Here is a 25532-nt window from a genome sequence, read left to right as displayed (position 1 = left end):
CGATGACTTCCGGAAACCTCGTGCTCGATGCCGCGGCCAGCACGCTCGGCACGCTCTTCGAAGACCGCGCCCGCACGCACCCCGGCCGTGTCGCGCTGCAGGCCGGCGAACGGCAGGTGACCTACGGCGAGCTGGCCGACCGCGCCCGCCGCGTGGCCGCGCAGCTCGCCGGCCGGGGTGTGAAACGCGGCGACCGCGTGGCGCTGGTGTCGGAGAACCGCGTGGAGTACCTGGAGATCACGCTCGCCGCGGCTCTGCTGGGCGCGATCGTGGCGTGCCCCGGCATGCGCGCCGGCGCGGACGAACTCGTGGCGTGCCTGGACCTGGTGGAACCGAAGGTGCTGATCACGTCGCCGCGAGCGGACGAGAAGTTCACCGCGCCACTCGGTACCCGGCCGCGGCTGCTGCTCGGCGAGCCGTTCGAAGCGGAGCTCGCCACGACCACACCGTGGGCCGAGCCGTCGGCGGCCAGGCCCGAGGACGTGCTGGTGATCATGTACACCAGCGGCACCACGGGCGTGCCGAAGGGCGCGGCCATCAGCCACCGCGCCGAGATCGCGCGCAGCGCCGCCACCCGCGCCGAGTACGGGCTGGCGGGCGACGACGCGTTCGTCGCGTGGTCACCGCTGAGCCACATGGGTGCGTTCGACAACTCGGTGAGCACGCTCATCAGCGGCGGCAAGGTCGTGGTGGTCGACGGCTTCGACGCGGCCGAGCTGGCCCACGTGGTGGCCACGGAGCGAATCGGCTGGCTGCTGCTCATGCCCGGCACCGTCCGGCGCTTCGCGGAAGTCTTGCGCGCCAAACAGATCACGCCGGCCGGGGTGCGCCTGTGCGGCGTGATGCCGGACCTCATCGGCCCCGACGAGATCGCCGAGATCACCACGCTGCTGGGCGCGCCGTTCGCGAACACCTTCGGCACCACCGAAACCGGCTGCCCGCCGTGTTCCGGTGACACACTGGCCGTGGGCCTCGAACCGGCGTCGCTGAGCAAGGTGCAGAGCGGCTACTGCGAAATCCGGCTCGTCGCGCCCGACGACACCGACGTCGCCGAGGGCGAGCCCGGGGAGATCTGCCTACGCGGGCCCACGGTGTTCAGCGGCTACTGGAACGACCCCGCCACCACCGCGCACGACTTCCGCGGCGGCTGGTTCCACCTCGGCGACGTGTTCGTGCGCAACCCCGACGGCACGCTCGATTTCGTCGACCGCGCCAAGTACCTGATCAAGAGCGGCGGCGAGAACATCTACCCCGCCGAGATCGAACGCGCGCTGCTGCGCCACCCCGACGTGCTCGAAGCCGTGGTCGTGCGCCGCCCCGACCCGACGTGGGGCGAGGTGCCGGTGGCGTTCGTGGCCCGCGCCGGGAACACCGTGTCGGCCGAGGAGCTGATCGAGCTGTGCGTGGCGCGGCTGGCGAAGTTCAAGCGGCCACGCGAGATCCGGTTCGTCGCACCGGAGACGTTGCCGCGCAACGCGTCCGGGAAAGTCGTGCGCGGCGAGCTCGAAAACCAAGCCTGACGGCCGAAAGGAACAAGCATGCTGGGCGAGTCACCGGAGTTCCGCTCCGACATCAGCTGGAGCACCTCGAAGAGCATCACGATCTTCGGCCACGACCTGGTCGACGACCTCGTGGGCCAGGTCAACCTCGGCGACATGGGCTTCCTCGAGCTCACCGGCCGGCTGCCGACCCCGGGCGAGTCGACGGTGTTCAACGCGCTCACCGTGAGCCTCGTCGAACACGGCCTGACCCCGAGTGCGATCGCCACCCGCCTCACCCACTACGGCGCGCCGGATTCGCTGCAGAGCGCGGTCGCGGCCGGGCTGCTCGGCCTCGGCTCCACGTTCGTCGGCTCCATCGAAGGCGCGGCGCGGTACGTGCAGGAAGCCGACCTCGACGGTGACCTCACCGCGGAGGCCGCCGCGATCGTGAAGCGGTTCGTGGCGGCGAAAACGCTCGTCCCCGGCATCGGCCATCCCATCCACAAGCCGCTCGACCCGCGCGCGGAACGCCTGTTCACGCTGCTCGACGAGGCCGGTCTCACCGGGCCGCAGGTCACGTTGATCCGCGAGGTCGCGCGGCAGGCCGGCGAGGCGCTGGGCAAGGAGCTGCCGGTGAACGTGACCGGCGCGATCGGCGCCATCGCGTCGCGCCTCGGCATCGACTGGCGGGCCGCACGCGGCATCGGCGTGATGGCGCGGGCCGTGGGTCTCGTCGGCCACGTGCTGGAAGAGATCCGGACGCCGACGGCGCCCACCATCTGGCGTGAGGTCGACGAAGCCGCGACGCGCCACCACCACTGAGCGCGGGCCGGGGCCGGGCCGGCTCGCCCGGGCCCCGGCGCCACGCGGGAGTCAGCCCGCCATGATCTCGGTGAACTCGACCTTGAAGTCGGCGATCATCTTCGCGGACGGGACGATCGCGTACGGGTCGGCCTGGCCCAAGGCCTGGTCCTCACCCCACTGGCCCGCGGCGCGGCGCTGCTCGGGGGTGCCGTGGCCGCGGTTGCAGGAGCCGCGGTCGGCGTTGAGATCGCCGACCTGCTGCCGGAGGCGGGCGTCGAAGGCGGCGCCCCGGGTGTGGGCGACGAAGTAGCCGCCGTAGGCGTCAGGGCCCATCTCGCTCGACTCGTCGGCCGGGAAGTTGTCGTTCGCGTAGTTGACCTGGTGGCCGAACTCGTGCCCGACGATCGTCTCCACGGCCACCTCGTCGGCGCCGAGCATCCGCGTCGTGTCGAGTTCCCCGTCGCCGAGGACCACGCGCCGGCCGCCCATCGACCCGGCGGGCACGGAGTAGGAGTTCAGCGTGAGCAGCGGGGCGCGGCCGCCCTGGAACACCGGCAGCTCGGCGAGCACCTTTTCGGTGAGCACGGTCGCCTGCTCCGCCCGCAGCGGCGAGAACCCGAGCGCGAACGCCTTGGTCATCTTGCGCCGATCGGCCAGGTCGGTGCCCTTCCACGGCACGAGCTGGATGTCCGCGCTGTCGATGTCCCAGAAGGCCCGCAGCTTCGTGATGGTGGCCATGGCGCGCGCGGTGTACTGGCCGTCGGTGCCGAACGGCTCGGCCGTCTTCTCCGTCTCCACGCCCTCGGCGTAGATCTCACCGAGCAGCGACAACGTGTTGAACGCTTCGTCTTCCGTCGGCGTCAGCTGCGCCTCGAGGCCGCGCGCGTAGGTCACCAGCGCGCCGTCGGTGCAGGTGGCCGGGTCGCTGCCCGCGAAGCCCCGCTGGGCCGCGGCGGGCCCGGCCGGGGAGTCGAAGTGCGTGTCGGCGGCGCGCAGGCTCGACCCGTAGACGATGGAGGCCAGGTCGTTGACCTCCTGCGACAGCCGCGTCACGTCCTGGTCCGCTGGCGAGGGCGCCGTGTCGGCGTTCGCCGGCGCGGCCGTCGCGAGCGCGAGCAGCGACAGCGCGCCGGCGGCGGCGATCGAACGGCCGAGCAGGCTTGCCGGTCTGTACTTGTGCACCGTGGTTCCCCTTGTTCTCAAAGTGGTCACTACCGGTAACCCACTTTAAGATCGAAAACGCCGATTACCACCGGACAAAGAGGCACGTTCACCCGGAAATTCGGTCACTCCGCGGGAATTCGCGGTGAGATCACGGTGCATCGGGCCGCGCCCGGCGTGCTCACCCGGAGCTGCCGGCCCGGACCGAGCCGCCACCGCGAGTGAGCGGCCCGGGGCCGGGCGCGGGCCCGGCCCCGCCGCCGTCAGATGTCGATCGGTTCGAGCCGGCCGAGGATCTCGTCGCGGCGGGACTCGAACTGCTCCGGCAGCTGGAAGCGCTTACCGAGCTCCTGCGGTGACTCGTCGCAGTCCCAGCCGCCTTCGTTGTGCGTCACGGCGAGCTCGAACAGCGCACCGCCCGGCGACCGCACGTAGATGGACTTGAAGTACTTGCGGTCCCGCAGTTCCGACAGGTCCGTGTAGCCGGCGCCCTCGATCTCGAACTTCAGCTCGTCCTGGTTCTTGAGGTTGTCGGCGTTCCAGGCGAAGTGGTGGATGGTGCCGGCGCCGTAGATCCACGTGCCGGGGCCGTCGGTGCGGTTGACCACGAGCTCGACCGCGCCGCCGAGCCCGGATCGGCCCGCCTCCAGCGCGAACCGGTCACCTTCGGCCAGGCCCTCGCGCGCGCCCAGGTGGTTGGCGGCGAACTCGACGGCGGTGTCCGGCCCGGTCACGTGCACGCCGACGCCGTAGATGCCGTGGATCGCGTACTCCTGCGGCACGCCGGCGCCGGTGAAGCCGCGCCGCGGGTCGTCGTCGACCTCCACGAGCTGGTACTCGATGCCGCACGGGTGGCGCAACAGCACGCGGCGGCGGTCGAACACGGTCGCGTCGTGCACGTCGGCCACGCGGTCCTTCAGCCGGTCGGCCCAGTAGTTCAGCGAACCCGACGGCACGGCGAGCAGCACCTCACGCGCCTGGTTGGTGCCGCGGCGGCCGTTGACCCCGGCCTGCCCGAACGGGAACGTGGTGAGCACGGCGCTCGGGTCGCCGTCGGCGTTGCTGTAGTAGAGGTGGTAGATCGGGATCTTGCCGTCGAACAGCACGGTCCGCTTGATCAGGCGGAGGCCGAGGACGTTCACGTGGAAGTCGACGTCCTCCTGCGCCCCGGCCACCGACATGGTGATGTGGTGGCTACCGTTGAGGTACGACATTCAGGCTCTCCTTTTCCGGGGTGTTCACGAGGTCCGGCCACCAGTCCGGCACGGAGCCGGTGAGCCGGTGCACGAGTTCGCCGGTGTCCAGCAGCAGGTGCTCGCGCCACGGCGCGGCGGTGAGCTGGACGCCGACGGGCAGCCCGGCGGCGTCGAAACCACCGCGGACGACGAGGGCGGGCAATCCGGCGAGGCTCTGCGCGGCGATGCCGGGGAGGATGTGCGCGCGGAAATCGGCCGGGACGGCGTCGATCGGCGGTGGCGCGATCGGGACGGCGGGCGAGAGCACGAGGTCCACGCGGGTGAACAACTCGGCCCACGTCGACCGCAGGGAGGCGCGGCCTTCCTGCGCGTCGAGGTACTCCGCCGGGTCGGCCGCGTCAGCCAGCTCGAGCCGCGCGCGGACGTCGGCGCCGTACTCGTCGGCGCGATCCGGCCAGAGCCCCTCACGCCGGTGACCGAGGCGACCTTCGGCGAGGATCGTCGTGCCCAGCAACGGGTTCGCGGCCGGGAGCGTGCTCGCGTCGAGCTCGACGACGGGCAGGCCGGCGTTCGCCAGCAGGTCCGCGATGGTGGTGCACACCCGCGCGGCTTCGGTGGCGGGGTCGTCGATCAGCAGTCCGACGCGCACGGTCGTGGGGGTGGGTGGTGCGGCCGGGCCCATGACTGTCCACAGCAGACGGAGGTCCTCGACCGTCCGCGCCATCGGACCCACCACGTCGGCCGAGGGCGCCAGCGGCCGGACGCCGGTCACGGGGACCGCGCCGAACGTCGGCCGCAACCCGGTGAGGCCGCAGAACGCCGAGGGCAGGCGGACGGACCCCGCGGTGTCGGTGCCGAGGGCGAGCGGCGCGTACCCGGCCGCGAGCGCCGCCGCCGAGCCGCCGCTCGAACCGCCCGGGGTGCGCGAGGGGTCCCACGGGTTGCGGGTCGGGCCGAAGTGCGGGTTGTCGGTGGTCACGCCCCACGCGAACTCGTGCGTGGCCGTTTTGCCGAGCACGATGGCGCCGGCGCGGCGGATCGCCGCCACCACCTCGGCGTCGGCGGTCGGCACGTGGTCGGCGAACATCGCTGATCCGTACGTGGTGCGCAGGCCCGCGGTGTCGATCAGGTCCTTCACGAGCACGGGAACGCCTTCGAGCGGCCGCGCGGTGCCCCGCGACCACCGCTCCCGCGCTTTTGCGGCTTGGCGTGCCGCGGCGTCGAAGTTGTTCGTGGTCAAGGCGTTCAGCGTCGGTTCCCACTCCTCCGCACGGCGGGCGAGGGTTTCGACGACGTCGACCGGGGACAGGTGACCGGCGCGGAAGGCGGCCAGCAAGGCGGTGGCGGACGAGGGCGGAGGAGGTGCTCCACCCGGTGTGAGGGGACTCATCCCGTCGGGCATGTACTGCACCGTACAGTCGATCTACGCTCAGCGCTACGCCCCGTCGCGTCACACCCGATGAAGGAGAGCCCGATGAAGATCGCGATCCTCGACGACTACCAGCAGGTCGCCCTGACCTTCGCGGACTGGGACTCCCTCGGCGCCGAGGTGCGGGTCTTCGACCGGCCTTTCACCGGGCCGGACGACGTGGTGCGCGGCCTGGCCGGCTTCGACGTCGTGGTCGCGATGCGCGAGCGGACCCGGTTCCCCGCCGAGGTGCTCGACGCCCTGCCGGACCTGAAACTGCTGGTCAGCACCGGTCTTCGCAACGCCGCCATCGACCTCGCGGCAGCCCGGCGAGCCGGCGTGGTGGTGTCCGGCACCGGCTACGACGGGCGCTCGACGGTGGAGCTGACCTGGGCGTTGATCCTCGCCGCCGCGCGCAACCTGCCGGCCGAGTTCCGCTCGACGCGCGAAGGCGGCTGGCAGGTCGGGGTCGGCACGACGCTGCAGGGCAAGACGCTCGGCGTGCTCGGACTCGGCGACGTTGGGGCGGCCGTCGCGCGCATCGGCCAGGCGTTCGGCATGAACATCCTCGCGTGGAGCCGCAGCCTCACCCCGGAGCGAGCCACGGCCCACGGCGCCACCGCCGTGACCAGGGAAGAGCTGCTCGAACGGGCCGACGTCCTGTCGATCCACGTGGTGCTCTCCCGCCAGACGCGCGGGCTGATCGGCGCCGGCGAACTGGCGCGGATGAAGCCGTCCGCGCTGCTGGTGAACACCTCGCGCGGCCCGATCGTCGACGAGGCGGCGCTGCTCGACGCGCTGCGCCGCAAGGTGATCGCGGCCGCCGCGCTCGACGTGTTCGACCTCGAGCCGCTGCCCGCCGACCACCCGCTGCGCGGCCTCGACAACGCCATCCTCACGCCGCACATCGGGTATGTCGCGAAGGAGCTGTACACGACCTTCTATCGCGACGCCGTGGAGGACATCGCCGCGTTCCAGGCAGGTGAGCTGATTCGGCCGATGGACTGAGGCCACCTGCTCCTGGCTCCGGATTTCGCGGATCACTTGCGTATAGTGAATGCGGAACCCGACCAGGACCGGCGGCGATAGTCAAGGATTTGGACTAACAGCGATGTCTCAAGTAGTGCGGTCGCGCAACTACGACCTCGGCAAGCGCGCCGACGACGTGCTGGCGACCCGCACGCGCATCGCCGAGGCCGGCATGCAGCTCTACGGCAGCGTCGGCCCGTCCCGCACCACGATCTCCGCCGTCGCCGACCTCGCCGGCGTGCGGCGCAACACGCTGTACCGCCACTTCCCGACCGAGGACGAGCTCTTCGCCGCGTGCTCCGAGCACTTCTGGTCGCTGCACCCGCTGCCCGACCCCGCGCGGTGGCGGCAGGTGGAGGAACCGCAGTGCCGGTTCGAGGAAGCGCTCAGCGCCGTGTACGCGTACTACGCCGAGACCACCGACGTCCTCGCGAACCTGACCCGCGACGCCGAGTTCATGCCGGTCGTCGAGCGGTCGCTGGAGGAGTACCGGGCGCTGCTCACGGGCATCGCCCACATCGCGGGCGAAGACCAGCCGACCCGGGCGACGGCTCGGCACGCGCTGGAGTTCGGCACGTGGCGCTCGCTCGTGGACCGCGGTGGGCTCAGCGACGACGTCGCCGTGGAGCTGATGTCCGCGCTCGCGTTCGGCACCGCCGGGCGGCGGGGTGCCGTGGTCGAGCCCGCGCCGCAGCAGGGCAAGCGCGACGCGGTGGTGCGCGCGGCCTTCGCGGCGTTCGCCGAGCACGGGTTCCGCGTGAGCCTCGACGAGATCGCCGAGCGCGCCGGCGTGTCGAAAGTGACCATCTACAGCCATTTCACCAGCAAGGAAGCCCTGTTCCGCACGGTGATCACCGAGCAGCTCGACGAGGCCGTGGCGGCGGCCCGCGAGCTCTCGCCGGGCGAGGTCGATCTGCGCACGTTGTGCGAAGCGTGCGTCGACGTGCTCACCTCACCCGCGATGGTCAACCTGCACTCCGTGCTGGAGGCGGAATCGAAGCGGTTCCCCGAGGACACCGCCGCGTGGCTCGGCCGCGTGCCGGCGGAGCTGCGGCGCGTGCTCGAAATCGCGGTGCGCGCGTTGCCGGGGATCCGCATTCCCGACCCGGCCGCGGCGGTGAGCCAGCTGTACGCGCTGTGCGTGCAGCCCGGTTCGCCGGACGTGATCGAATCCGGGGTGGCGATGTTCCTGAACTTCTACGAAACGCCGCCGAGCACCGCGCCTGCCAAGGCGTAGAAACGGCCACCGCGTCGCGGCGGACGCGGTTCACTCGAACGGGAAGGCGCACCGCGCGCCTGCCCGGTCGTGATCGCTTTATCTTCGGAGCGTGGCCTACCTGCTCACGTCGATCCCGTTCTTCGCCGGATTCGCGATCAGCTTCCGCTTCGAGCGGCGCCGGTTGCTGAACGGCGTGTTGCTGCTGGTGGCGCTGTTGTTCGTCGCGGTCGGCGTGATCTTCGCGCTGCTCGACATTCCCGCGGTGCACGACGTGGTGGACGGCACCGTGCTGGGGATCGCGTTCTTCCTGGTGATCGCGGTGTTGCTGCCGGCGTTCCTGGTGCTCAACGGCCTGCAGATGGTGCGGCGCGAGGGACGGCGGCTGGGGAACCTGCTGTCGCTGCTGGCGGGGCTGGCGATGTTCGCCTTCGCGCCCGCGTTGCTGGTGCTGGGGAAGAACGCGGTGCCGCGTGCGGTGGAGGTGGTGATCATCAGCGTGTCCCTGGTGCTCGGTTACCTCAGCCTCGCGTTCGCCGCGTTCGTGTTGTGCTCCGTGGGCTACGGGCTGCTGCGGCCGCCGAAGGGCGCGGACTTCATCGTGGTGCACGGGTCGCGGCTGATCCGGGGTGCGGTGCCGCCGTTGCTGGCCAGCCGGCTCGACCGGGGGCGAGCGCTGTACGACGCGGAGGTCACCCGAGGAACGGCGCCCACGCTCGTCACGTCCGGTGGCCAGGGTGCGGACGAGACGCAGCCGGAAGCCGAGGCGATGGCCGATTACCTGGTGGCCCAGGGCATCCCGCGCGAGGAGATCGTGCTGGAGGACCGGTCCACGACCACCCGCGAGAACCTGCTCTACAGCCGCGAGTTGATGACCGAGCGCAAACCGGGCTACCGCTGCCTGCTCATCACCAACAACTTCCACGCCTTCCGCACCGCGATGCTGGCGCGCCGGCTCAAGGTCAACGGCCAGGTCGTCGGCTCCCACACCGCCTGGTACTACGTGCCGAGCGCCACGATCCGCGAGTTCATCGGCATCCTGCGCGACTACCGGATCCTCAACGGCGTGGTGATCGTGCTCCTCGCGGCGGCGTACCCGGTGTCGCTGGCTTTCTGAACCGCGACACCGGGGCTCGCTTCCCGCGAAGAACCGCGGCGCTGTCTCACCCCACCGGCGCACCGGTCCGCGCGCGAACGCCCGCGGCGTCCTCACCCGGAGCCACTTCCACGAGCCGCAGGCCGTCCGGGGTCACGTCGAGCACGGCGAGGTCGGTGATGATGCGGTCGACCACGCCGGCGCCGGTGAGCGGCAAGGTGCACTCGGACACGAGCTTCGGCGAACCGTCCTTCGCGACGTGGTCGGTGAGCACCACCACGCGCTTCGTGCCGGCGACCAGGTCCATCGCGCCGCCCATGCCCTTCACCAGCGTGCCGGGCACGCTCCAGTTGGCGAGGTCTCCGTTGGCCGCGACCTGCAGCGCGCCCAGCAGCGCCAGGTCGATGTGGCCGCCGCGGATCATGGCGAACGACGTGGCCGAGTCGAAGAAGCTCGCCCCCGGCGCGACGGTGACGGTCTGCTTGCCGGCGTTGATGAGGTCGGCGTCCTCCTCGCCCTCGACCGGGAACGGGCCCAGTCCGAGGATGCCGTTTTCGCTCTGCAGCGTCACGCGCACGCCGTCGGGCACGTGGTTCGCCACGAGCGTCGGGATGCCGATGCCGAGGTTCACGTAGTCGCCGTCGCGCAGCTCGCGGGCGGCGACGGCGGCCATTTCGTCACGGGTCCAGCTCATGCGTGGGCCACCTCTTTCGGGCGCACGGTGCGCTTCTCGATCGCCTTTTCCCTCTCGCGCGCGAGCACCAGCCGTTGCACGAATACGCCCGGCGTCATCACGTGTTCCGGATCGGCGAAGTCGTCGGTCAGGATCTCGGCCTCCGTCACGCACACGCGGCCGCACGCGGCCACGAGCGGGTTGAAGTTGCGCGCGGCCAGGCGATAACCGAGGTTGCCGGCGCGGTCGGCCGTGTGGGCGTGGACCAGCGCCACGTCGGCGACGATCCCGCGCTCGAGCACGTACGTGCGGCCGTCGAACTCGGCGTGCGGCTTGCCGTCGGCCACCGGCGTACCGACGCCGGTCGGCGTGTAGAACGCCGGAATGCCGGCACCGCCGGCCCGCAGCCGCTCGGCGAGCGTGCCCTGCGGCACGAGCTCCACGTCGAGCTCGCCGGCGAGCAGCTGGCGCGCGAAGAGCTTGTTCTCACCGACGTAGGAAGCGACCACTTTGGACACCTGGCGGTTCTCGAGCAGGATGCCGAGCCCCTGGCCGTCCACGCCCATGTTGTTGGACACCACGGTCAGGTCGCGCACTCCCGAGTCGCGCACGGCCTCGATGAGGTCCGTCGGGTTGCCGCTCAGGCCGAACCCGCCCACGGCGAGGGTGCAGCCGTCGGTGAGCACGTCGGCCAGAGCCGCCACGGCGCTGGGGTAGATCGTCGGCAAGGTGTTCTCCCGTCCACTCAACGATCGGACCGGCTCACTCAACGTCAACGGCCCACGCCTGGTCAACGGCCCGAAGACGACCTCTCGGCTGCCGACCGGCGGATCGTTGCCGCGTTCACTCAGTGAACGTAGGCTGCGAGGATGACCAGCGCTCCGGACCACCTCGTCGGCCGCGCGGCCGCGGTGCTGCGCGCGCTGTCCCACGGCCAGGGCTCCACGACCACGGAGGTCGCCCGGGCCGCCGGCCTCGCGCGCCCGACCGCGCACCGGCTGCTCACCGCGCTGGGCGACGAGGGCTTCGTGGACCGCGACCAGCGCACCGGCCAGTGGCACCTCGGCCCCGAGCTGTACCTGCTCGGCGAGGTCGCGGCCCAGCGCTACGACGTGACCGAACACGCTCGCGCCAGCGTGCACCGGCTGGCCGAAGCCACCGGCGAGAGCGCGTTCTTCTCCGCCCGCCGCGGTGACGAAACCGTGTGCCTGCTGCGCGAGGACGGCAGCTTCCCGATCCGGTCGTTCGTGCTGTACGAGGGCGCGCGCTTCCCGCTCGGCGTGGTCTCGGCCGGGCTCGTGGTGCTGTCCTTCCTGCCCGACCGCGACATCGACGAGTACCTCGGCCGCGTCGACCTCACCGACAAGTGGGGCCAGGCGCACAGCACGGCCGCGATCCGTGACCGCATCACGCGCACCCGCGAGGCCGGCTACTCGCTCAACCCGGGCCTGGTCGTGGAAGGCAGCTGGGGGCTCGCCTCCGCCGTGTTCGGCCGGTCAGGCGCCCCGGCGTGGGCGCTTTCCCTCACGGGCGTGGAGTTCCGCTTCCCGGCCGAACGCCGGGCCGAGCTGGGCGCGCTACTGCTGCGGGAAGCCCACGCGCTCACGAAGAAGCTCTCCTCGACGTGACTCACCGGCCGTGATTCGCCGGACCGTGATTCACAAGAACGTGTCGAGGGTGATCGGCAGGTCGGTGGCGCGCACGCCGGTCGCGTTGAACACCGCGTTGGCGATCGCCGCCGGCACTCCGACGATCACCACCTCACCGAGGCCCTTCACGCCGAGCGGGTCCGTGAGCGGGTCGGCGCCGTCGAGGAACACGGCGTCGAGTTCGGGCACGTCGGCGTTCACCGGCACGAGGTAGTCGGCCAGGTTCGCGTTCACGACCCGGCCGTCGCGGGCGTCGACCGTGCTGTGTTCCAGCAGCGCCATGCCGATCCCGGCCACCAGCCCGCCGATCGCCTGGCTCTGCGCGAGTTTCGGGTTCACCACGCGGCCGACGTCATACGTCGCGGTCATCCGTCGCACGCGCACGAGCCCGAGCGACTCGTCCACCGCCACCTCGGCGAACACGGCGCCGTAGGCATAGGACGAGTAGTGGTCGTCGACGTCACCGGGCGACCAGGTCTGCTCGGTGTCCACAAACGACAGTCCACGACGGCCCAGGATCCGCGCGAAGGTGTCCCAGCGGCTCGGCTGCCGCGTGACGAACAGCCGTCCTTCGGCCACCGTCACCTCCTCGGGTTTCGCGCCGTGCAAAGGAGAAGCCGGATCGACCACCGCCAGGCGCACCAGCCGGTCGCGGAGGCTCGCGCACGCGGTGAGCACCGCCGAGCCCACGCTGGCCATGGTGCGGGAACCCGAGTGCAGCGGTGCTTTCGGCAGCGTGGAATCACCGAGCAGGAACGTGACGTGGTCCATCCGCAGGCCCAGCGCGTCGGCCGCGACCTGCGTCATCGACGTGTAGGTGCCGGGACCCATGTCGCTGGACGCGCTGGCCACCACGGCCGTGCCGTCGGCGTTCACCCGCGCCGAGGCCGACGCGTCGCGCCGGTTGTTGTGGTACGCCGCCGCGGCCACGCCCATGCCGAGCAGCCAGTCGCCGTCGCGCCGGCCGCGCGGGCGGGGTGCGCGCCGGTTCCAGCCGAAGCGGCGGGCGCCGTCGGCGTAGCAGTCGAGCAGGCGCCGGGTGCTGAACGGCTGCCCGGTCGACTGGTCCAGCGCCGGTTCGTTGCGGCGCCGCAGCTCGATCGGGTCGAGCCCGAGGTCGTGGGCCAGCTGGTCCATCGTGGACTCGAGCACGAACGCACCGGACACCTCACCGGGCCCGCGCATGAACGTCGGCGTGTTCGTGTCGATCGCGTGGATGCGGTACTCCGAGCGCAGATTCGGGACCTGGTAGAGGAATCTCGGCACGTCGACCACCCGGTCCTCGTACTGCTCGTAGCGCGAGGTCTCGGTGTGCGGTTCGTGCACCAGGCCGGTCAGGCGGCCGTCGGCGTCGGCGGCCAGCGCCAGGCGTTGCCGGCTGGCGGGCCGGAAGCCGACGCCGCTGTACATCTGCTTGCGCGTGAGCACCAGCTTCACCGGCCGTTGCAGCTCCCGCGCGGTGAACGCGGTGAGCACCTCGTGCGGCCACGTCACACCGGCGTTGCCGAACGCGCCGCCGACGAACGGCGAGAGCACCCGCACGTGGCCGGCGGGCAGGCCGAACGCCTTCTCCAGATCGGCCGCGGTGCCCTGCACCCACTGGGTCTTGTCGTAGACGGTGAGCCGATCTCCTTGCCACACCGCGATCATCGCCGGCAGTTCCATCGGGTTGTGGTGCTCGCGCGGGATCGTGTAGGTGAGGTCGACGGCGTGGTGAGCCGTGCGCAGAGCCGCGTCGGCGTCGCCGCGGTGGTAGTCGGGGCTCTGTTTCGCCGGCACGCCCTGGGTCACGGTGAAGTCGGTGAGCGGCGCCTGTGCTTCATAGGTGATCTCGACCAGCGAGGCCGCGTGCATCGCCTGCTCCAGAGTGGTCGCGACGACCACCGCCACGGGCTGGCCCGCGAAATGCACCTCGGCCGGATCGAAGGTGAGCCGCACGCCGGTGAAGTCGTGCAGCACCCGCAACACACCGGGCTGGGCGAGGGCCTTCCGAGGGTCCACTGTGGAGATTCTGCCCCGCGTGATGGCGCTGTTCACCAGCACCGCGTGCACCAGGCCCGGGACCTGGTGCTCGGCCGAATACGTCGCGCCGCCCGTGACCTTGAGCCGGCCGTCGACGCGCGAGCGAGGCTGTCCCACCACCTCCGTCACGATCGGCCTCCGATCACCGCGAGCTGACGTGCGATGGTGCGCCTCAGCAGTTCGACCACGGTTGCGCCCCGTCGGCCGCCGTCGCCGCCGCGGCCGGCCACAGCCGGGCCGACGGCGCCTGCCCGATCAACGCACGCTCGACCGACGGCAGCCGCCAGGGCACCGTGCCCACTCCCCCGGCCGCCACGCGGGCGTCGCGGATCACGCCGCCGCGCACATCGAGCGCGACCGCCGCCGAGGTGAGCGCGAACTCGTACGGCTGCCGGTCGCGCACCTTCAGATAGCCCGATCGCGCCGTGTGCGGGCCCGCCGGCACCTCGACGGCCCGGATCAGCTCACCGGGCCGCAGGTCGTGTTCCACCTGCGGCGTCGACCCCGGCTGCCGGAAGAACCGCGCGGCCGGCACCCGGCGGTCACCGGCGCGCGAACGCAGCACGATCGAAGCGTCGAGCGCGACCAGCGCCACCGCGAGGTCCGACGGGTGCGTCGCCGCGCAATCCGGACTCGCGCCGAGGATCGCGTGCGTGCGGTTCACACCTTCCCGTGCGGCACAACCCGATCCCGGGTCGCGCCGGTTGCACGGCGAAGTGACGTCACGGAAGTACCCGCACCTCGGCCGTTGCATCAGGTTGCCGCCGATCGACGCCATGTTCCGGATCTGGCCCGAGGACTCAGTTCGAGCGCCTGCGAAATCACCGGGAACCGCGCTCGCACGGCCGGGTGCGCCGCGAGATCACTCATCCGCACCAGCGCGCCGACGACCAGCGCGTGGTCGTCGACCCGGATCTCCCGGTACGGCAACGGGTTGATGTCCACGAGCGCCGGTGGCCGTTCGACCGTTTCCCGCATGAGGTCCACGAGCGTGGTGCCGCCGGCGATGTACCGCGAGCCGGTGGCCCCGGCGGCCAACGCGTGGTGCTCCGAAGTGGCAGTGGTGAAAGCGAAGGGGAACATCCGTCACCGCCGGCCATCTGGTGCAGCAGCCGCGGTGTGCTCGATCGCCGTGACGATGTTGCGGTACGCGCCGCACCGGCAGATGTTGCCGCTCATCCACTCGCGGATCTCGTCGCGCGAGCCCGTGTGCCCCTCGCGGATGCAGCCGACGCCGGACATGATCTGGCCGGACGTGCAGTAGCCGCACTGGAACGCGTCCTCGTCGATGAACGCCTGCTGCAACGGGTGCAGCCGGTCGCCGTCGGCCAGGCCCTCGATCGTGGTGATCTCCGCGCCCGAGTGCATCACGGCCAGCGTGAGGCAGGAGACCACGCGGCGGCCGTCGAGCAGCACCGTGCAGGCTCCGCAAGCACCCTGGTCACAGCCCTTTTTCGTGCCGGTGAGGTGCAGCCGTTCGCGCAGCAGGTCGAGGATCGAGGTGCGGGGATCCACCTTGAGCTCGTGGACCGCGCCGTTGATGGTGAGCCGGATCGGCCGCGTGTTCTCGGCGGCCTCGGCTTCGGGTGCACCGGCCAACCCGGGCGCCGCCACCGCGCCGCCCACCGCGGCCGCGGCCGCCACGAACTGCCGGCGGTTCAGCGTGCCGAACGGGGTTTCGGACGTCATGCGTCCGCCTCCTTTTTCAAGACTGAGCTGCGAGGGCACGACGGAGACACCGTCGTGACCGGAGGGGACCGGAGGGGACCGGAGCTCAGTTCTTGCGCGCGAACGGCCAGCGGCGGCCGATCGCGACGTGCAGGATCACCGACACGCCGAGGGCGTTGAGGGTGGCGTGGCCGACCCAGTCGATCGGCGTGCCGCGATCCCAGTGCAACGAGTTCGCCAGCGCCAGCAGCAGCACGTGCAGCACCGCGCCGAGCACGAGCGTGAGCAGCAGCGACACGGTTCTTTCGAGCCACGCCGGCCAGCGCGCCGGCAGCGCGTCCTCGAAGAGCATCCCGACCACGAGGCCGGCGGCCACGAAGTCGCCGGCGATCGCGGTGAGCGTGGGCACGGCCAGGCCGAACCCGTCGCCCAGGATCACGTAGGTGAGCAGGCCCGCGCCGATCGTGCCGACGTTGGCGCACACGAACCGCACCCACTGCCGGCCGACGAGGTTGAACGGCCAGCCGCGCCACATCACGAACAGCAGCACCTGCCAGGCGCCGATAAACGTGAGCGCCGCGCCGAACTTCCCGGGGTCGACCAGGCCCTGGCCACCGCCGCGGAACGGGGTTCCGCCGAGCAGCACCACGTAGAGCAGGATCGAGACCGCCCACGAGATCACCACCGCGCAGAGCCCGGCCGGGATCGGCTTGAGCCACAGCCGCAGCGGCCAGTGCTCGCTCACCAGCGTGAGCTCGAGCATCACCACGAACGCCGCGCCCGCGAGCGGCATGGTCACGGGGAACGTGCTCAGCTCCACGTTGTCCGGTGTCGGGTCGAAGATCGCGCCGAACGACGCGTGGCCCACCACGGCCTGGCCGAAGAGCGCGAACACGATCCCGCCGGCCACGATCAACGCCGTGTCCGCCCAGCCCGACCAGTCGGGCCCGAGCCGCGTTCCCGGCCAGTCCTCCCACCAGAACGCGATCATCGAGACCATCGGCAGGGCGAACGTGACCAGCGGCGCGAGCACCAGCAGTGACGGCTCCGCGCCACCGGCCCCGATCCCGATCAGGACCGCGACCACGAGCACCGGAACCAACCCGGCCACGCCGAGCCCCGGCTGCCGCGACCACCACGGAGTGCCGGGCCCGTGCGGGTCGGCTCTGCGGTGCCGTTCGCGACGGCTGATCGCCGGGTGGGGCGGGGCCGCCTGCGCGGTTCCGCCCCCTGCTCGGCCGGGTCTGCCGGTCACCGCGAGCCGTACTCCTCGTCGGTCACGAGCTCGCCCCACGACGACTCGGGACCGCCGCTCTCACCGACGCCCTCCCACATCGCCAGGTGCGACATGAAGTTCGCCGGCGCGGCGCCGTGCCAGTGCCATTCTCCGGGCGGCGTGTGCACGGTGTCGCCGGGCCGCAGTTCCACGACCTCGCCACCGCGCGCCTGCACCAGCCCGCGCCCTTCCGTCACGTGCAGGGTCTGGCCGACGGCGTGCGAGTGCCACGCCGTGCGGGCGCCGGGCGCGAAGCGCACCAGGTTCACCCGCAAGCGGGATGGCTCCTGCCCGTTCGCGACCACGTCGAACCACACGTCGCCGGTGAACATGTCCGCCGGTCCCTTGGTCGACGGCTGCTTCGGCTGCAGTTCCATGCTCTTCTTCCTCTTCCGCGGTACAGCTTGAAGTTGACTTTCCCGTCTTCACCGGCGCCGCACCGCGAAGACCGGCGGGCGCCGGTCCACGTGACTCAGGTGCGGTCAGGCTAACCACCGGCACCGGCCGACTCAAGGTCGGCGCCGGTCGTGATGACGTTCGGGCAGGTGCCCGTCCCGACTCGACGCGCTCCGGCGCGGCGGCGCGCGAGACGCCCGGAAACCGCTCTGCGGTAAGGCCTTCACCGGCGTGGCGCGCTTCATCGTGGACAGATCACGGGCCGGACCGTCCTGTTCGGACGAAGCCATCAGGGCACCAGCACGATCGTGTGCGGACCGCGTTGCACGGGGATGCTCGCGCCCGTGCGAACCAGGACCGGGCGCGAGTCGAGCGGGTCGGCCGTCACGCGCCAGAAGTCGACGCTACCGCCGGGCACCCGGTCGTCGAAGTGGTCGAAGTCCGTCACCGCCAGGTAGCGCCCGGACGCGTCGAACACGGCGGATTCGGGCAGCACACCGTCGAACGGGAACTCGCCGGCGTGGCCGAGCCGGCCGGTGCCGGGGTCGAAGGTGAGCAGCGACAGCGACGAGTACCAGGTCTTGCGCGGGTCGCCGGCCGGCACGTAGCTGCGTTCGAGGTTCGTGGTGACGACCGAGCGCCCGTCCGGGCCGAGGACAAGGCCTTCCGGCGAGACGCCCGTGGGCGCGCGGTCGACGACTTCGTGGTGCTGCGCGGGGCTTTCGTCGAACCGAACGCTCGCGACCTCCCCCTGCGGGGCCTCGGTCCAGAACCCCTCGACGTCGGGGCCCCACTGGAGGTTGTTGACCAGGGCGTGGTGACCGTCGCGAGCCCAGACGAGCTTGAACGGGTACTTCCCCACCGCCGGCTGAGGGCCCCAGGGCTGCAGGGTGACGGCACCGGCCTGCCGCTGCACTCGGGCGAACACGACCTGACCGGCGTCGCAGAGCGTCGCGCCGAGGAACTCGCCGCTCGGGTGCCAGGTGACGTCGCAGATGCGGGTGCCGGGAGCGACGCCGGGAAGCTGCGCGTACGTCGGTGTGCCGAGCCGGCCGTCGTGGAACGGGACGAAGGCGACGCCGCGGCCGTCGGCGGGGTTGAGGCCCACGGCGAGCAGGTCACCGGCCGGGTCGAGGTCGGCGGTCTCCAGGCGTTTCCCGACCTGGACCTGCTGCACGATCCGCGGCGCGGTGAGGTCGACGAGGCTCAGGGTGGTGCCCGGCGCGAGGTCGCTCGAGCGCGTGGCGGCCGGCCCGGCCTGGCCGAAGGTTTCGGCGACGAAGGCGTAGTGGCCGTCGGGTGACACCGCGAGCGCGGCGGGGGCGCCGGCCACGGAGTTGCTGACCTCGGTGTGGTGCGTGCGGCCGGTCGCCAGCGCGATGGTGGACAACGCGTCGTGGCCTTCGCGGGGGCCGAGGAGTCCGTCCACATAGGCCGAAGGCACCTGGTCGGCGTCGGAGATCACCACGAGCGCGCGGCCCTGGAAATCGGGCGGCGGGGCGGGCGCGGCTTCGGCCGGCGTGGCCGCGGCCGTGAGGGCCAGGCCGAGGAGCAGGGACAACGAGTGCAAGGGCATGACGTTCCTTCAGAGCCATCGCGGTGCCACGAGCACCGCCCAGGACAGGAGTGGGGCGAGAACCACCAGCGTGAAGCCCACACGCAGCAGGCTTCGATAGGTCGCCGGGCGCTGCTCCTCGGGTGCACTGGCGATCGCGACCGCCCCGACCGTGGAAAACGGCGAGGTGTCCACGAGCGCGGCCGAGAGCGAGAGCGCCGCGGCGAACCCCAGCACCTCGATCCCGCCGGTGCGCAGCAGCGGGACGCACAGCGGCACGAGCGCGCCGAGCATGCCGGTGGTCGAGGCGAACGCGGAAACCGCGCCCGCGATGTAGCAGATGACCAGCGCCGCGAGCAGCGGTGAGCCGATGCCGCCCGCGCGCTGGCCGAGCCAGTCGATGGTGCCGGCCTTGTCCAGCACCCCGACGTAGGTGATCACGCCGCCGAGCAGCAGCACCACGTTCCAGCTGATGTGGTGTTGCGCCTTCACCAGCGAGGCGGAGAACACGAGGCCCAGCACGGCGGCGAGGCTGATCGCGAGCAGGCCGATGTCGAGGTCGAAGCCGACGGCGCCGGTCACGAGCGCCACGAGGGCGACGACCGTGCACTTCTGTTCGAGCGTGGTGCCGAGCTTCGTCTTGTCGACTTCGCAGCGCACGCGGCGCAACTGCAGGCCGCCGGCCGTGAGGTAGGCGATCACACCGGCGAGCAGCGCGGCGAGGAACACCACGAGGGCGAGCTGACGGCTGTCGACCGCGATGGCCTCGTTCTTCAACGCCTGCTTCACGATGATGCCGTAGATGCCCAGCGGCGCGAAGCCGCCGGCGACCGCGCCGAAGCCGACCATCGTGGCGATGAGCGTCGGCCGGATCCCGTGGGTGGCCGCGAACGCCATGCCGACCGGGAACAGGATCGAGATCACGGCCGGCCCGAGCGCGCCGATCCCGCACAGGATCGCCGACAACGCGAACAGCAGCCACGGCAGCAGCGCCACGCGGCCGCGGATCAGCCGCACACTCGCGTCGACGAGCAGCTGCACCGTGCCGTTGGCCTGCGCGATGCCGAACAGCAGCGTGACGCCGACGACGATCACCAGCAGGTCGACCGGGAAGCCGGCGATGGTCGTGGCGGCCGACTGGTGCACGACGGTGAGCCCGACGACGAAGGCCGCGGCGAAGCCCAGGATGCCCATGCTGACCGAGCGCAGGGCCGAGAGCACGAACATCAGGACGAAAACGGCGAGGCCGATGAGGTGGACCAGCACGGGATGTCGCCTCCACTCGGGAAGTTCGCGCGGTGACCGGAGTTTCTGGTGCTGCTCGCGGTCTCGCGCCGGTGAGGGGCCGCTCACGGTCGGTTGACGACCTGGCCCTGTCGACCATACGGTGGTTCTCATCGCGGCACAAGTTTTAGATTTGTGCCGAATAACGGCACAGGAGGTGTTCTGAGATGCTTCCCTTGAGCGGCCTCCGCGTCGCCGACTTCACGCAGGCGCTGTCGGGGCCGTACTGCACGATGCAGCTGGCCGACCTCGGCGCCGACGTGGTCAAGGTCGAGCGGCCCGGACACGGTGACGACTCGCGCACGTGGGGGCCGCCGTTCGTCGGGGACACCGCGGCGTACTTCCTGTCGGTGAACCGGAACAAGCGCAGCGTGGTGCTCGATCTGAAGACCGACGACGGTGTCGCGGCCGCGCTCGCGCTGGCGGCGCGGTCGGATGTCGTGGTGCAGAACTGGCTGCCGGGCACGGCCGAGCGCCTCGGCCTCGGGTACGCCGCGGTGTCGGAGCGGGCGGCGGACATCGTGTACTGCGCGATTTCCGGTTATGGCCCCGAAATCGCGCTGCCCGGGTACGACCAGGTGGTGCAGGGCACGTCGGGCTGGATGAGCCTCACGGGCGCACCGGACGGGCCGCCGACCAAGATCGGCGTGCCGGTCGGTGATGTGGCGACGGGGATGTTCGCGACGCAGGCGATCGTGGCGGCGCTGGTGCGGCGGGAACGCACGGGCGCCGGCGCGCACCTGGAGGTGGCCATGCAGGATTCGCTGGTGGCGATGCTCGTGTACCACGCCGGCGCGTTCCTCACCACCGGCGAATCGCCGCACCGCAACGGGAACGAGCACAGCACGGTGGCGCCGTACGGCACGTTCGAGGTGGCGGACGGGTACGTGAACCTGGCCGTGGGCAACGACCGGCAGTGGCAGCGCTTGTGCGCCGAGCTGGGCCGCACCGAGCTGGCAACGGACGCGCGGTTCGCGACGAACCCGGCGCGGTCGGTGAACCGCGCGGTGCTGTACGCCACTTTGGACAGTCTGCTCAGGACCCGACCGGCCGCCGAAGTGCTGGCGTGCGCGTTGGCGGCCGGGGTGCCGGCGGGCCGGATCTCGACCGTGGCCGAGTCCGTTTCGGACAGTCACCTCGTGCGCGAGGTGACGCACCCGCGCCTGGGTGCGCTGCGGTCGGTCGGGTCGCCGTGGCGGTTCGACGGCGCGGCGCCCGGCGTGACCCGGCCGCCGCCGGATCTCGGGCAGCACACCCAGGAAGTGGTGCGCGAGCTGGAATTGCCGCGGTGAGCGCGCTCGAGCTGACGGTGTCCGGCGGTGTGGCGACGCTGCGGATCAACCGCCCGGAGAAGCGCAACGCGATGACGTCCGAGATGTGGCGGCAGGTGCCGTCGCTGATCGCCTCGGTCGCGGCCGACGATGCGGTCCGCGTGCTGGTGCTGACCGGTGAGCCGCACTTCAGCGCGGGCGCCGACATCGGCGAGTTCGGCCGGGTGCGCTCGGATCCGGCCCGCGGGCGGGCGTACGACGCCGTGGTCGAGGAGGCCGAGCAAGCGTTGACACGGCTGGGGAAACCCACGATCGCCGCGGTGCGCGGCTACTGCATCGGCGGTGGGTGTGAGCTCGCGCTGGCGTGCGACCTGCGCGTGGCCGCGGCCGGGGCGCGCTTCGCGATCACGCCGGCAAAGGTGGGGCTCGTGTATTCGCTCACCGGCGTGCAGCGGCTGGTCGACACGGTCGGGCCGGCGTGGGCCAAGCAGCTGCTGTTCACCGCGGAGCAGATCTCCGCGAGCACGGCGGAACGGATCGGGCTGGTGAACGAGGTCGTGCCCGACGACCGGCTCGCGGACCGCGTCTCGGCGCTGGCCGCCTCGATTCGGCACGGCGCGCGGACTTCCGTGACCGGAGCCAAGTTCCTGGTCGAGCGGCTGGCGCGGAGTGCCGTGCCGGATGCCGCTACGGCCGCGTTGTACGACCAGGCGTACAGCGGTGCGGACTACGCCGAGGGCGTCGCCGCGTTCCTGGAAAAACGACCACCGAGTTTCGACTGAGAAGGAGAGGGTTGAGATGGATCTTCAGCTTCGTGGCCTGCGGGCCGTGGTGACCGGGGCGAGCAAGGGCATCGGCGCGGCCATCGCGGAAACGCTGGCCGCCGAGGGCGTCGATCTGGTCCTGGTGGCCCGGTCCGCAGTGGACGGTGCCGCGCTGGCCGAGCGGTACGGGGTCGAGGTGCGGACGGTGGCCGCCGATCTGTCCACTGCGGACGGTCGCGAGGAGCTGCTGCGCGCGGTCGACTCGGTGGACATCCTGGTGAACAACGCCGGGGCCATTCCGCCGGGTTCACTGCAGGACGTGGGCGAGGCCGAGTGGCGGGAGGCGTGGGACCTCAAGGTGTACGGCTACGTGTTCCTCACCCAGAGCCTGTACCCGCAGCTGGCGAAATCCGTGCACGGTGTGGTGCTGAACATCATCGGCGTCGCGGCCGACGACCTGCCGTCGGGCTACGTTACCGGCGCCGTCGGGAACTCCGCGCTGGTGGCGTTCACGAAGACGCTCGCGAAATCCGCCCAACGCGACGGCCTGCGCGTGGTCGGCATCAACCCCGGCCCCACGGCCACCGACCGGCACGAGCGGCTGCAGCGTGCGGCCGCCGCGGAACGCCTGGGCTCGGCCGACCGCTGGGCCGAGCTCGACAGCTCCCTGCCGTTCGGGCGCGCGTGCAGCCCGCAGGAGATCGCTGATTCGGCCGCGTTCCTGGTGTCGCCGCGGTCTTCGTACACGAGCGGCACGGTGCTGACCATCGACGGCGGGGTTTAGAGCCGTTCGGAGATGACGGCCGCAGCCTTCTTGAGCTCCCGGCAGAAGGCCGCGCCGTCGTCGTCCGGGAAGCGGTAGCGCGGCACGAACACGCTGATCGCGCCGAGCACCGGCCCGCTGCGCGAAAACACCGGCACCGCGAACGACGCGATGTCGTCGCGCAACTCGCCTTTGACCATGGCACAGCGGCCTTCGCGAATCCCGTCCAGCTCCGCGCGCAGTTGCGCGGCGTCGGTGACCGTCGCGTCGGTGAGCTGCTCCAGCCCGGCGTCGATGATCTCGTCGCGCTGCCCGGGTTCGAGGTGTGCCAGCAGCACCTTGCCCGTCGCCGTCGCGTGCAACGGCGACCGCGTGCCGAGCGGGATGTAGATCCGCGTGGGGTTCACCGTCTCGACGACGTCGATGATCACCACCTCGCGCCCCTCGCGGATCGTCAGGTGCACCGACTCACCGGTCGCGTCGCGCAGCCGCGTGAGCACGTCGCGCGCCGCCTCGCGCACGCCCACCTCCGCTGCCACGCGCTGCGCCACGTCGATCGCCTTGGTGGTCAGCACCCAGCCCTTCTTGGGCAACGCGGCCTGCCTGATCCAGCCCGCCGTCTCCAACGCCTTGAGCGCGCGCTGCGCCGAGCTCTTCGGCAGATCCATCCGCTCGGCCAACGCCGTGACCCCGACCGGCTGCAGCTTCGCGACCTCGTCAAGCACCCGCAACGCGGTGAGCGCGGTGGACATGGGTGGCCTCCTCGGCGGAATTGGCACGGTTAGGGATATTGTGCCAGATAGCGGTCCGCTTGTGTCAGCGTCTCAACCGGGCCGGATGTTTCGCAGCCGATCCCCGGCCGCGGCCCTGATCCGCTTGGTGGCACCCGCCGTGGCCAGGGCTTCGAGTGTCGCAGGAACGCCGATGGTGGTCGCCGCGCGAAGCTGCAACCAGGTCGACCAGTGCTCGGCGAACTCGGGGCCGTCGCCGGCCGCGAACGCGTCGAGGATCGCGAGCTCGCGGGCGCGGGTCGCGGCGTATCGGCGGTCGCGCCCTTCGGGCAGCGCCGCCACGAAGTCCGGCCGCCGCGCCGGCGGAACCACCTCCAGCGCTCGCACCACGACCGCGGCCACGACCGGCTGCACGGGCTCGCTCCCGAGCAGTTCCAGCACCACCGGCCATTCCTCGGCGCGGCCCAGCGCCGCGGCGTACAGCGCCCACCGGGCGTGCTCGTCACCCAGGTCGGGCCGTGCGATCTCGAGCCGGGCCGCGAGCGCGGCCAGCTGCTCCCCGAACGGCCGGCTCATCCGGCGCCTCGAGCCGGGGTCGGCCACCGCGACAAGGCATCCACACCGGACATCACAGCACAGCGAGCCGATCCAGCAACCGTTCCGCCAGGCTGATCTCCGCCGACAGCGGGTGGTCCTCCGCGATGTACGGCAACGCGCCCTCCGCCAGCCGGAAGGCCTCGCGCAGCGGGGTGTTCGGCAGAGCCACGCCGGAGAGCCGCAGAGCCCGCACCGCGCCGAGGAGTTCGCAGGCGAGCACCGTGCGGTAGGCGGCTGTGGCGGTGACGGTGCTGCGGACGGCGTGCGTGGAGAAGCTCGCGTGGTCCTCCAGGCCGCGGGAGATGACGGCCGTGCCGAGGGTCACGGGGGACGAGGCGTGGCGCAGGGTACCCAGGGCGTCGTGGGCGACGTATTCCAAGATCATGATGCCGGAGCTGCCCGCGGGGCCCTGGGCGAGGAACGGTGGCAGCCCGGAGAGGTCCGGCTCCACGAGGTCGCCGAGGCGGGCCGTGGAGAGTTCGGCGACGTGGTGCAGGGCGGCGCGCAGGTGGTCGAAGGCGAGGGCGACGTGCGCGGTGGAGAACTGGCCGTGGTGGTAGGCCTGCTCGGTTTCCACGTCGATGAGCGGGTTTTCGGCCGCGGCGTTGATGTCGATGTCGAGCACGCGTTCCACGGAGGCTGCGGCGTCCAGCGCCGGGCCCTGGACCTGGGGGAAGGCGCGCAGGCCGAAGGGGTCTTGGAGGCGCCGGCCGTCGAGGACCTCGTCGCCTTCCAGGAGCAGACGGCGGAGTTCGGCGGCGCAATAGACCGCGCCGGGGTGGGGGCGGGCGGCGTGCACGCGTTGCGAGTACGCCTCGGCCGAGCCGCCGAGGGCGCAGAAGGTGAGCGCCGTGACCACGTGCGACGCGGACAGCAGCCGGCGCAGGTCGTGCCAGGCCAGCACGGCCTCGGCGAGGGTGGCGGCGTTGCTGGAGATGAAGGCGAGCGCGTCGCCGGGGCTGATCGAGAGCGGGTCGAGGTCGCCGGCGGCCCACGGGAGTTCGCCGGCCAAGGTCAACGCGACCTCGGCCAGCGCCGTCAGATCACCGGTGCCAATGGCGCCGCGCGAGTGCACCAACGGCAGCGCGCCCACGCGCAGCGCGGTCTCCAACGCGCGCAGCAGCCGGGGGTGCACGCCGCTGCCGCCGGCCGCGAGCTGGTTGAGGCGGATGGCCATCACGGCACGCACGACCTCGTCGGCCAGCGGTTCGCCGGTGCCGCCGGCGTGGCTGCGCAGCAGGCGCAGGCCGTGGTGGTCGGCGGACTCCGGATCGACCACGGTGTGCCGGTTGGCGCCGACGCCGGTCGTGCGGCCGTAGACCGCGCGCTTGGCACCCAGCTCCACGGCCAGCTCGTAGCTGCGTTCCGCGCCGGTCACGGCCTCGGGCGCCAGCTCCGTCCACGCGCTGCGACGCGCCACGCGGACCACGTCGGCGCAGCGGAGGCCGGAGCCGCTGATCTCGATGCGGCTGGTGTCGGTCATCGCCACCCC

At 71.6% G+C, this 25532-nt stretch carries 23 protein-coding genes and 1 pseudogene; 9 read left to right on the top strand and 15 right to left on the bottom strand.

Annotated features, from left to right (window positions below; translation table 11 throughout):
* Positions 1-2 precede the first annotated feature (2 nt).
* Both VSH64_RS45015 and VSH64_RS45010 read left to right on the top strand, forming a co-directional pair.
* Complete coding sequence (locus VSH64_RS45015; RefSeq protein WP_326568836.1) at positions 3-1520, top strand: class I adenylate-forming enzyme family protein; 1518 nt, start codon at positions 3-5, stop codon at positions 1518-1520.
* An 18-nt stretch (positions 1521-1538) separates the two neighbouring features.
* Complete coding sequence (locus tag VSH64_RS45010) at positions 1539-2303, top strand: citryl-CoA lyase (RefSeq protein ID WP_326568835.1); 765 nt, start codon at positions 1539-1541, stop codon at positions 2301-2303.
* Positions 2304-2354: 51 nt separating this feature from the next.
* On the opposite strand, the gene VSH64_RS45005 is transcribed toward VSH64_RS45010, so the two are convergent.
* The 3 genes from VSH64_RS45005 to VSH64_RS44995 all read right to left on the bottom strand — a co-directional run bounded on the left by VSH64_RS45005 (position 2355) and on the right by VSH64_RS44995 (position 6044).
* Positions 2355-3467, bottom strand: a complete 1113-nt coding sequence (locus tag VSH64_RS45005; RefSeq protein WP_326568834.1) for a hypothetical protein — start codon at positions 3465-3467, stop codon at positions 2355-2357.
* Between the two features lie 242 nt (positions 3468-3709).
* A complete protein-coding gene (locus tag VSH64_RS45000) occupies positions 3710-4660 on the bottom strand; it encodes a VOC family protein (RefSeq protein ID WP_326568833.1) in 951 nt (316 codons plus the stop codon).
* Entirely contained in the window at positions 4641-6044 is a 1404-nt protein-coding gene (locus tag VSH64_RS44995; RefSeq protein ID WP_326568832.1) for an amidase, read from the bottom strand. The genes VSH64_RS45000 and VSH64_RS44995 overlap by 20 nt, the downstream gene beginning before the upstream one ends.
* A gap of 72 nt (positions 6045-6116) precedes the next feature.
* Between VSH64_RS44995 and VSH64_RS44990 the strand changes: the two genes are divergently transcribed.
* The 3 genes from VSH64_RS44990 to VSH64_RS44980 all read left to right on the top strand — a co-directional run bounded on the left by VSH64_RS44990 (position 6117) and on the right by VSH64_RS44980 (position 9412).
* The gene (locus VSH64_RS44990) at positions 6117-7058 is read left to right on the top strand and encodes a D-2-hydroxyacid dehydrogenase family protein (RefSeq protein WP_326568831.1); all 942 of its coding nucleotides are present in this window, start codon (positions 6117-6119) and stop codon (positions 7056-7058) included.
* 103 nt (positions 7059-7161) lie between these two features.
* On the top strand, positions 7162-8316 hold the full coding sequence (locus VSH64_RS44985; RefSeq protein ID WP_326568830.1) for a TetR/AcrR family transcriptional regulator: 1155 nt from the start codon (positions 7162-7164) through the stop codon (positions 8314-8316).
* A 91-nt stretch (positions 8317-8407) separates the two neighbouring features.
* Positions 8408-9412 (top strand): YdcF family protein, encoded by a 1005-nt coding sequence (locus VSH64_RS44980; RefSeq protein ID WP_326568829.1) that lies wholly within the window; start codon positions 8408-8410, stop codon positions 9410-9412.
* 46 nt (positions 9413-9458) lie between these two features.
* Here the strand turns inward: VSH64_RS44980 and VSH64_RS44975 are convergent, their stop codons facing one another.
* Together VSH64_RS44975 and VSH64_RS44970 are read right to left on the bottom strand one after the other, a co-directional pair.
* Positions 9459-10085: a 3-oxoacid CoA-transferase subunit B gene (locus VSH64_RS44975; RefSeq protein WP_326568828.1), complete on the bottom strand. Its 627-nt coding sequence runs from the start codon at positions 10083-10085 to the stop codon at positions 9459-9461.
* Positions 10082-10792, bottom strand: coding sequence for a CoA transferase subunit A (locus tag VSH64_RS44970; protein ID WP_326568827.1), 711 nt, complete (start codon positions 10790-10792; stop codon positions 10082-10084). The genes VSH64_RS44975 and VSH64_RS44970 overlap by 4 nt, the downstream gene beginning before the upstream one ends.
* Before the next feature lie 141 nt (positions 10793-10933).
* On the opposite strand from VSH64_RS44970, the gene VSH64_RS44965 reads away from it, so the two are divergent.
* Complete coding sequence (locus tag VSH64_RS44965; RefSeq protein ID WP_326568826.1) at positions 10934-11692, top strand: IclR family transcriptional regulator; 759 nt, start codon at positions 10934-10936, stop codon at positions 11690-11692.
* Between the two features lie 30 nt (positions 11693-11722).
* Here the strand turns inward: VSH64_RS44965 and VSH64_RS44960 are convergent, their stop codons facing one another.
* The 7 genes and pseudogenes from VSH64_RS44960 to VSH64_RS44930 all read right to left on the bottom strand — a co-directional run bounded on the left by VSH64_RS44960 (position 11723) and on the right by VSH64_RS44930 (position 19896).
* Positions 11723-13855, bottom strand: coding sequence for a xanthine dehydrogenase family protein molybdopterin-binding subunit (locus VSH64_RS44960; RefSeq protein WP_326568825.1), 2133 nt, complete (start codon positions 13853-13855; stop codon positions 11723-11725).
* Between the two features lie 5 nt (positions 13856-13860).
* Positions 13861-14818 (bottom strand): annotated as a pseudogene (locus VSH64_RS44955) (FAD binding domain-containing protein).
* Positions 14819-14821: 3 nt separating this feature from the next.
* Entirely contained in the window at positions 14822-15424 is a 603-nt protein-coding gene (locus VSH64_RS44950) for a (2Fe-2S)-binding protein (RefSeq protein WP_326568824.1), read from the bottom strand.
* Between the two features lie 85 nt (positions 15425-15509).
* Complete coding sequence (locus VSH64_RS44945) at positions 15510-16658, bottom strand: hypothetical protein (protein ID WP_326568823.1); 1149 nt, start codon at positions 16656-16658, stop codon at positions 15510-15512.
* On the bottom strand, positions 16655-17056 hold the full coding sequence (locus tag VSH64_RS44940) for a (R)-mandelonitrile lyase (RefSeq protein WP_326568822.1): 402 nt from the start codon (positions 17054-17056) through the stop codon (positions 16655-16657). The genes VSH64_RS44945 and VSH64_RS44940 overlap by 4 nt, the downstream gene beginning before the upstream one ends.
* Before the next feature lie 308 nt (positions 17057-17364).
* Positions 17365-18651: a lactonase family protein gene (locus tag VSH64_RS44935; protein ID WP_326568821.1), complete on the bottom strand. Its 1287-nt coding sequence runs from the start codon at positions 18649-18651 to the stop codon at positions 17365-17367.
* A gap of 9 nt (positions 18652-18660) precedes the next feature.
* Positions 18661-19896: an SLC13 family permease gene (locus VSH64_RS44930; RefSeq protein WP_326568820.1), complete on the bottom strand. Its 1236-nt coding sequence runs from the start codon at positions 19894-19896 to the stop codon at positions 18661-18663.
* A gap of 185 nt (positions 19897-20081) precedes the next feature.
* Between VSH64_RS44930 and VSH64_RS44925 the strand changes: the two genes are divergently transcribed.
* Genes VSH64_RS44925 through VSH64_RS44915 form a run of 3 tightly spaced genes read left to right on the top strand, consistent with a single transcriptional unit; the run spans position 20082 to position 22733 of the window.
* Entirely contained in the window at positions 20082-21206 is a 1125-nt protein-coding gene (locus VSH64_RS44925) for a CaiB/BaiF CoA transferase family protein (RefSeq protein WP_326568819.1), read from the top strand.
* Entirely contained in the window at positions 21203-21967 is a 765-nt protein-coding gene (locus VSH64_RS44920; protein ID WP_326568818.1) for an enoyl-CoA hydratase/isomerase family protein, read from the top strand. The genes VSH64_RS44925 and VSH64_RS44920 overlap by 4 nt, the downstream gene beginning before the upstream one ends.
* A 16-nt stretch (positions 21968-21983) precedes the next feature.
* Complete coding sequence (locus VSH64_RS44915) at positions 21984-22733, top strand: short-chain dehydrogenase/reductase (protein ID WP_326568817.1); 750 nt, start codon at positions 21984-21986, stop codon at positions 22731-22733.
* On the opposite strand, the gene VSH64_RS44910 is transcribed toward VSH64_RS44915, so the two are convergent.
* From VSH64_RS44910 to VSH64_RS44900, 3 genes are all read right to left on the bottom strand, one after another.
* Complete coding sequence (locus VSH64_RS44910; protein WP_326568816.1) at positions 22730-23464, bottom strand: IclR family transcriptional regulator; 735 nt, start codon at positions 23462-23464, stop codon at positions 22730-22732. The genes VSH64_RS44915 and VSH64_RS44910 overlap by 4 nt on opposite strands.
* A gap of 72 nt (positions 23465-23536) precedes the next feature.
* The gene (locus VSH64_RS44905; protein ID WP_326568815.1) at positions 23537-24019 is read right to left on the bottom strand and encodes a hypothetical protein; all 483 of its coding nucleotides are present in this window, start codon (positions 24017-24019) and stop codon (positions 23537-23539) included.
* A gap of 52 nt (positions 24020-24071) precedes the next feature.
* Complete coding sequence (locus tag VSH64_RS44900) at positions 24072-25523, bottom strand: aromatic amino acid ammonia-lyase (RefSeq protein WP_326568814.1); 1452 nt, start codon at positions 25521-25523, stop codon at positions 24072-24074.
* Positions 25524-25532 lie beyond the last annotated feature (9 nt).

The sequence above is a fragment of the Amycolatopsis rhabdoformis genome, from assembly GCF_035918295.1.
GTDB classification, from domain to species: Bacteria; Actinomycetota; Actinomycetes; order Mycobacteriales; family Pseudonocardiaceae; genus Amycolatopsis; species Amycolatopsis rhabdoformis.
Note: the sequence above shows the minus strand (reverse complement) of the source record. Positions and strands in the feature narration are given on the sequence as shown.

Bases quoted from the DNA above. Each gene is read 5' to 3' on its own strand.
- VSH64_RS44935 (WP_326568821.1), bottom strand. From the start codon at position 18,651: ATGCCCTTGCACTCGTTGTCCCTGCTCCTCGGCCTGGCCCTCACGGCC.
- VSH64_RS44910 (WP_326568816.1), bottom strand. From the start codon at position 23,464: ATGTCCACCGCGCTCACCGCGTTGCGGGTGCTTGACGAGGTCGCGAAG.
- VSH64_RS44975 (WP_326568828.1), bottom strand. From the start codon at position 10,085: ATGAGCTGGACCCGTGACGAAATGGCCGCCGTCGCCGCCCGCGAGCTG.
- VSH64_RS44985 (WP_326568830.1), top strand. From the start codon at position 7,162: ATGTCTCAAGTAGTGCGGTCGCGCAACTACGACCTCGGCAAGCGCGCC.
- VSH64_RS44950 (WP_326568824.1), bottom strand. From the start codon at position 15,424: ATGACGTCCGAAACCCCGTTCGGCACGCTGAACCGCCGGCAGTTCGTG.
- VSH64_RS44995 (WP_326568832.1), bottom strand. From the start codon at position 6,044: ATGCCCGACGGGATGAGTCCCCTCACACCGGGTGGAGCACCTCCTCCG.
- VSH64_RS45000 (WP_326568833.1), bottom strand. From the start codon at position 4,660: ATGTCGTACCTCAACGGTAGCCACCACATCACCATGTCGGTGGCCGGG.
- VSH64_RS44900 (WP_326568814.1), bottom strand. From the start codon at position 25,523: ATGACCGACACCAGCCGCATCGAGATCAGCGGCTCCGGCCTCCGCTGC.
- VSH64_RS44940 (WP_326568822.1), bottom strand. From the start codon at position 17,056: ATGGAACTGCAGCCGAAGCAGCCGTCGACCAAGGGACCGGCGGACATG.
- VSH64_RS44990 (WP_326568831.1), top strand. From the start codon at position 6,117: ATGAAGATCGCGATCCTCGACGACTACCAGCAGGTCGCCCTGACCTTC.
- VSH64_RS44965 (WP_326568826.1), top strand. From the start codon at position 10,934: ATGACCAGCGCTCCGGACCACCTCGTCGGCCGCGCGGCCGCGGTGCTG.
- VSH64_RS44915 (WP_326568817.1), top strand. From the start codon at position 21,984: ATGGATCTTCAGCTTCGTGGCCTGCGGGCCGTGGTGACCGGGGCGAGC.
- VSH64_RS45015 (WP_326568836.1), top strand. From the start codon at position 3: ATGACTTCCGGAAACCTCGTGCTCGATGCCGCGGCCAGCACGCTCGGC.
- VSH64_RS44905 (WP_326568815.1), bottom strand. From the start codon at position 24,019: ATGAGCCGGCCGTTCGGGGAGCAGCTGGCCGCGCTCGCGGCCCGGCTC.
- VSH64_RS45010 (WP_326568835.1), top strand. From the start codon at position 1,539: ATGCTGGGCGAGTCACCGGAGTTCCGCTCCGACATCAGCTGGAGCACC.
- VSH64_RS44925 (WP_326568819.1), top strand. From the start codon at position 20,082: ATGCTTCCCTTGAGCGGCCTCCGCGTCGCCGACTTCACGCAGGCGCTG.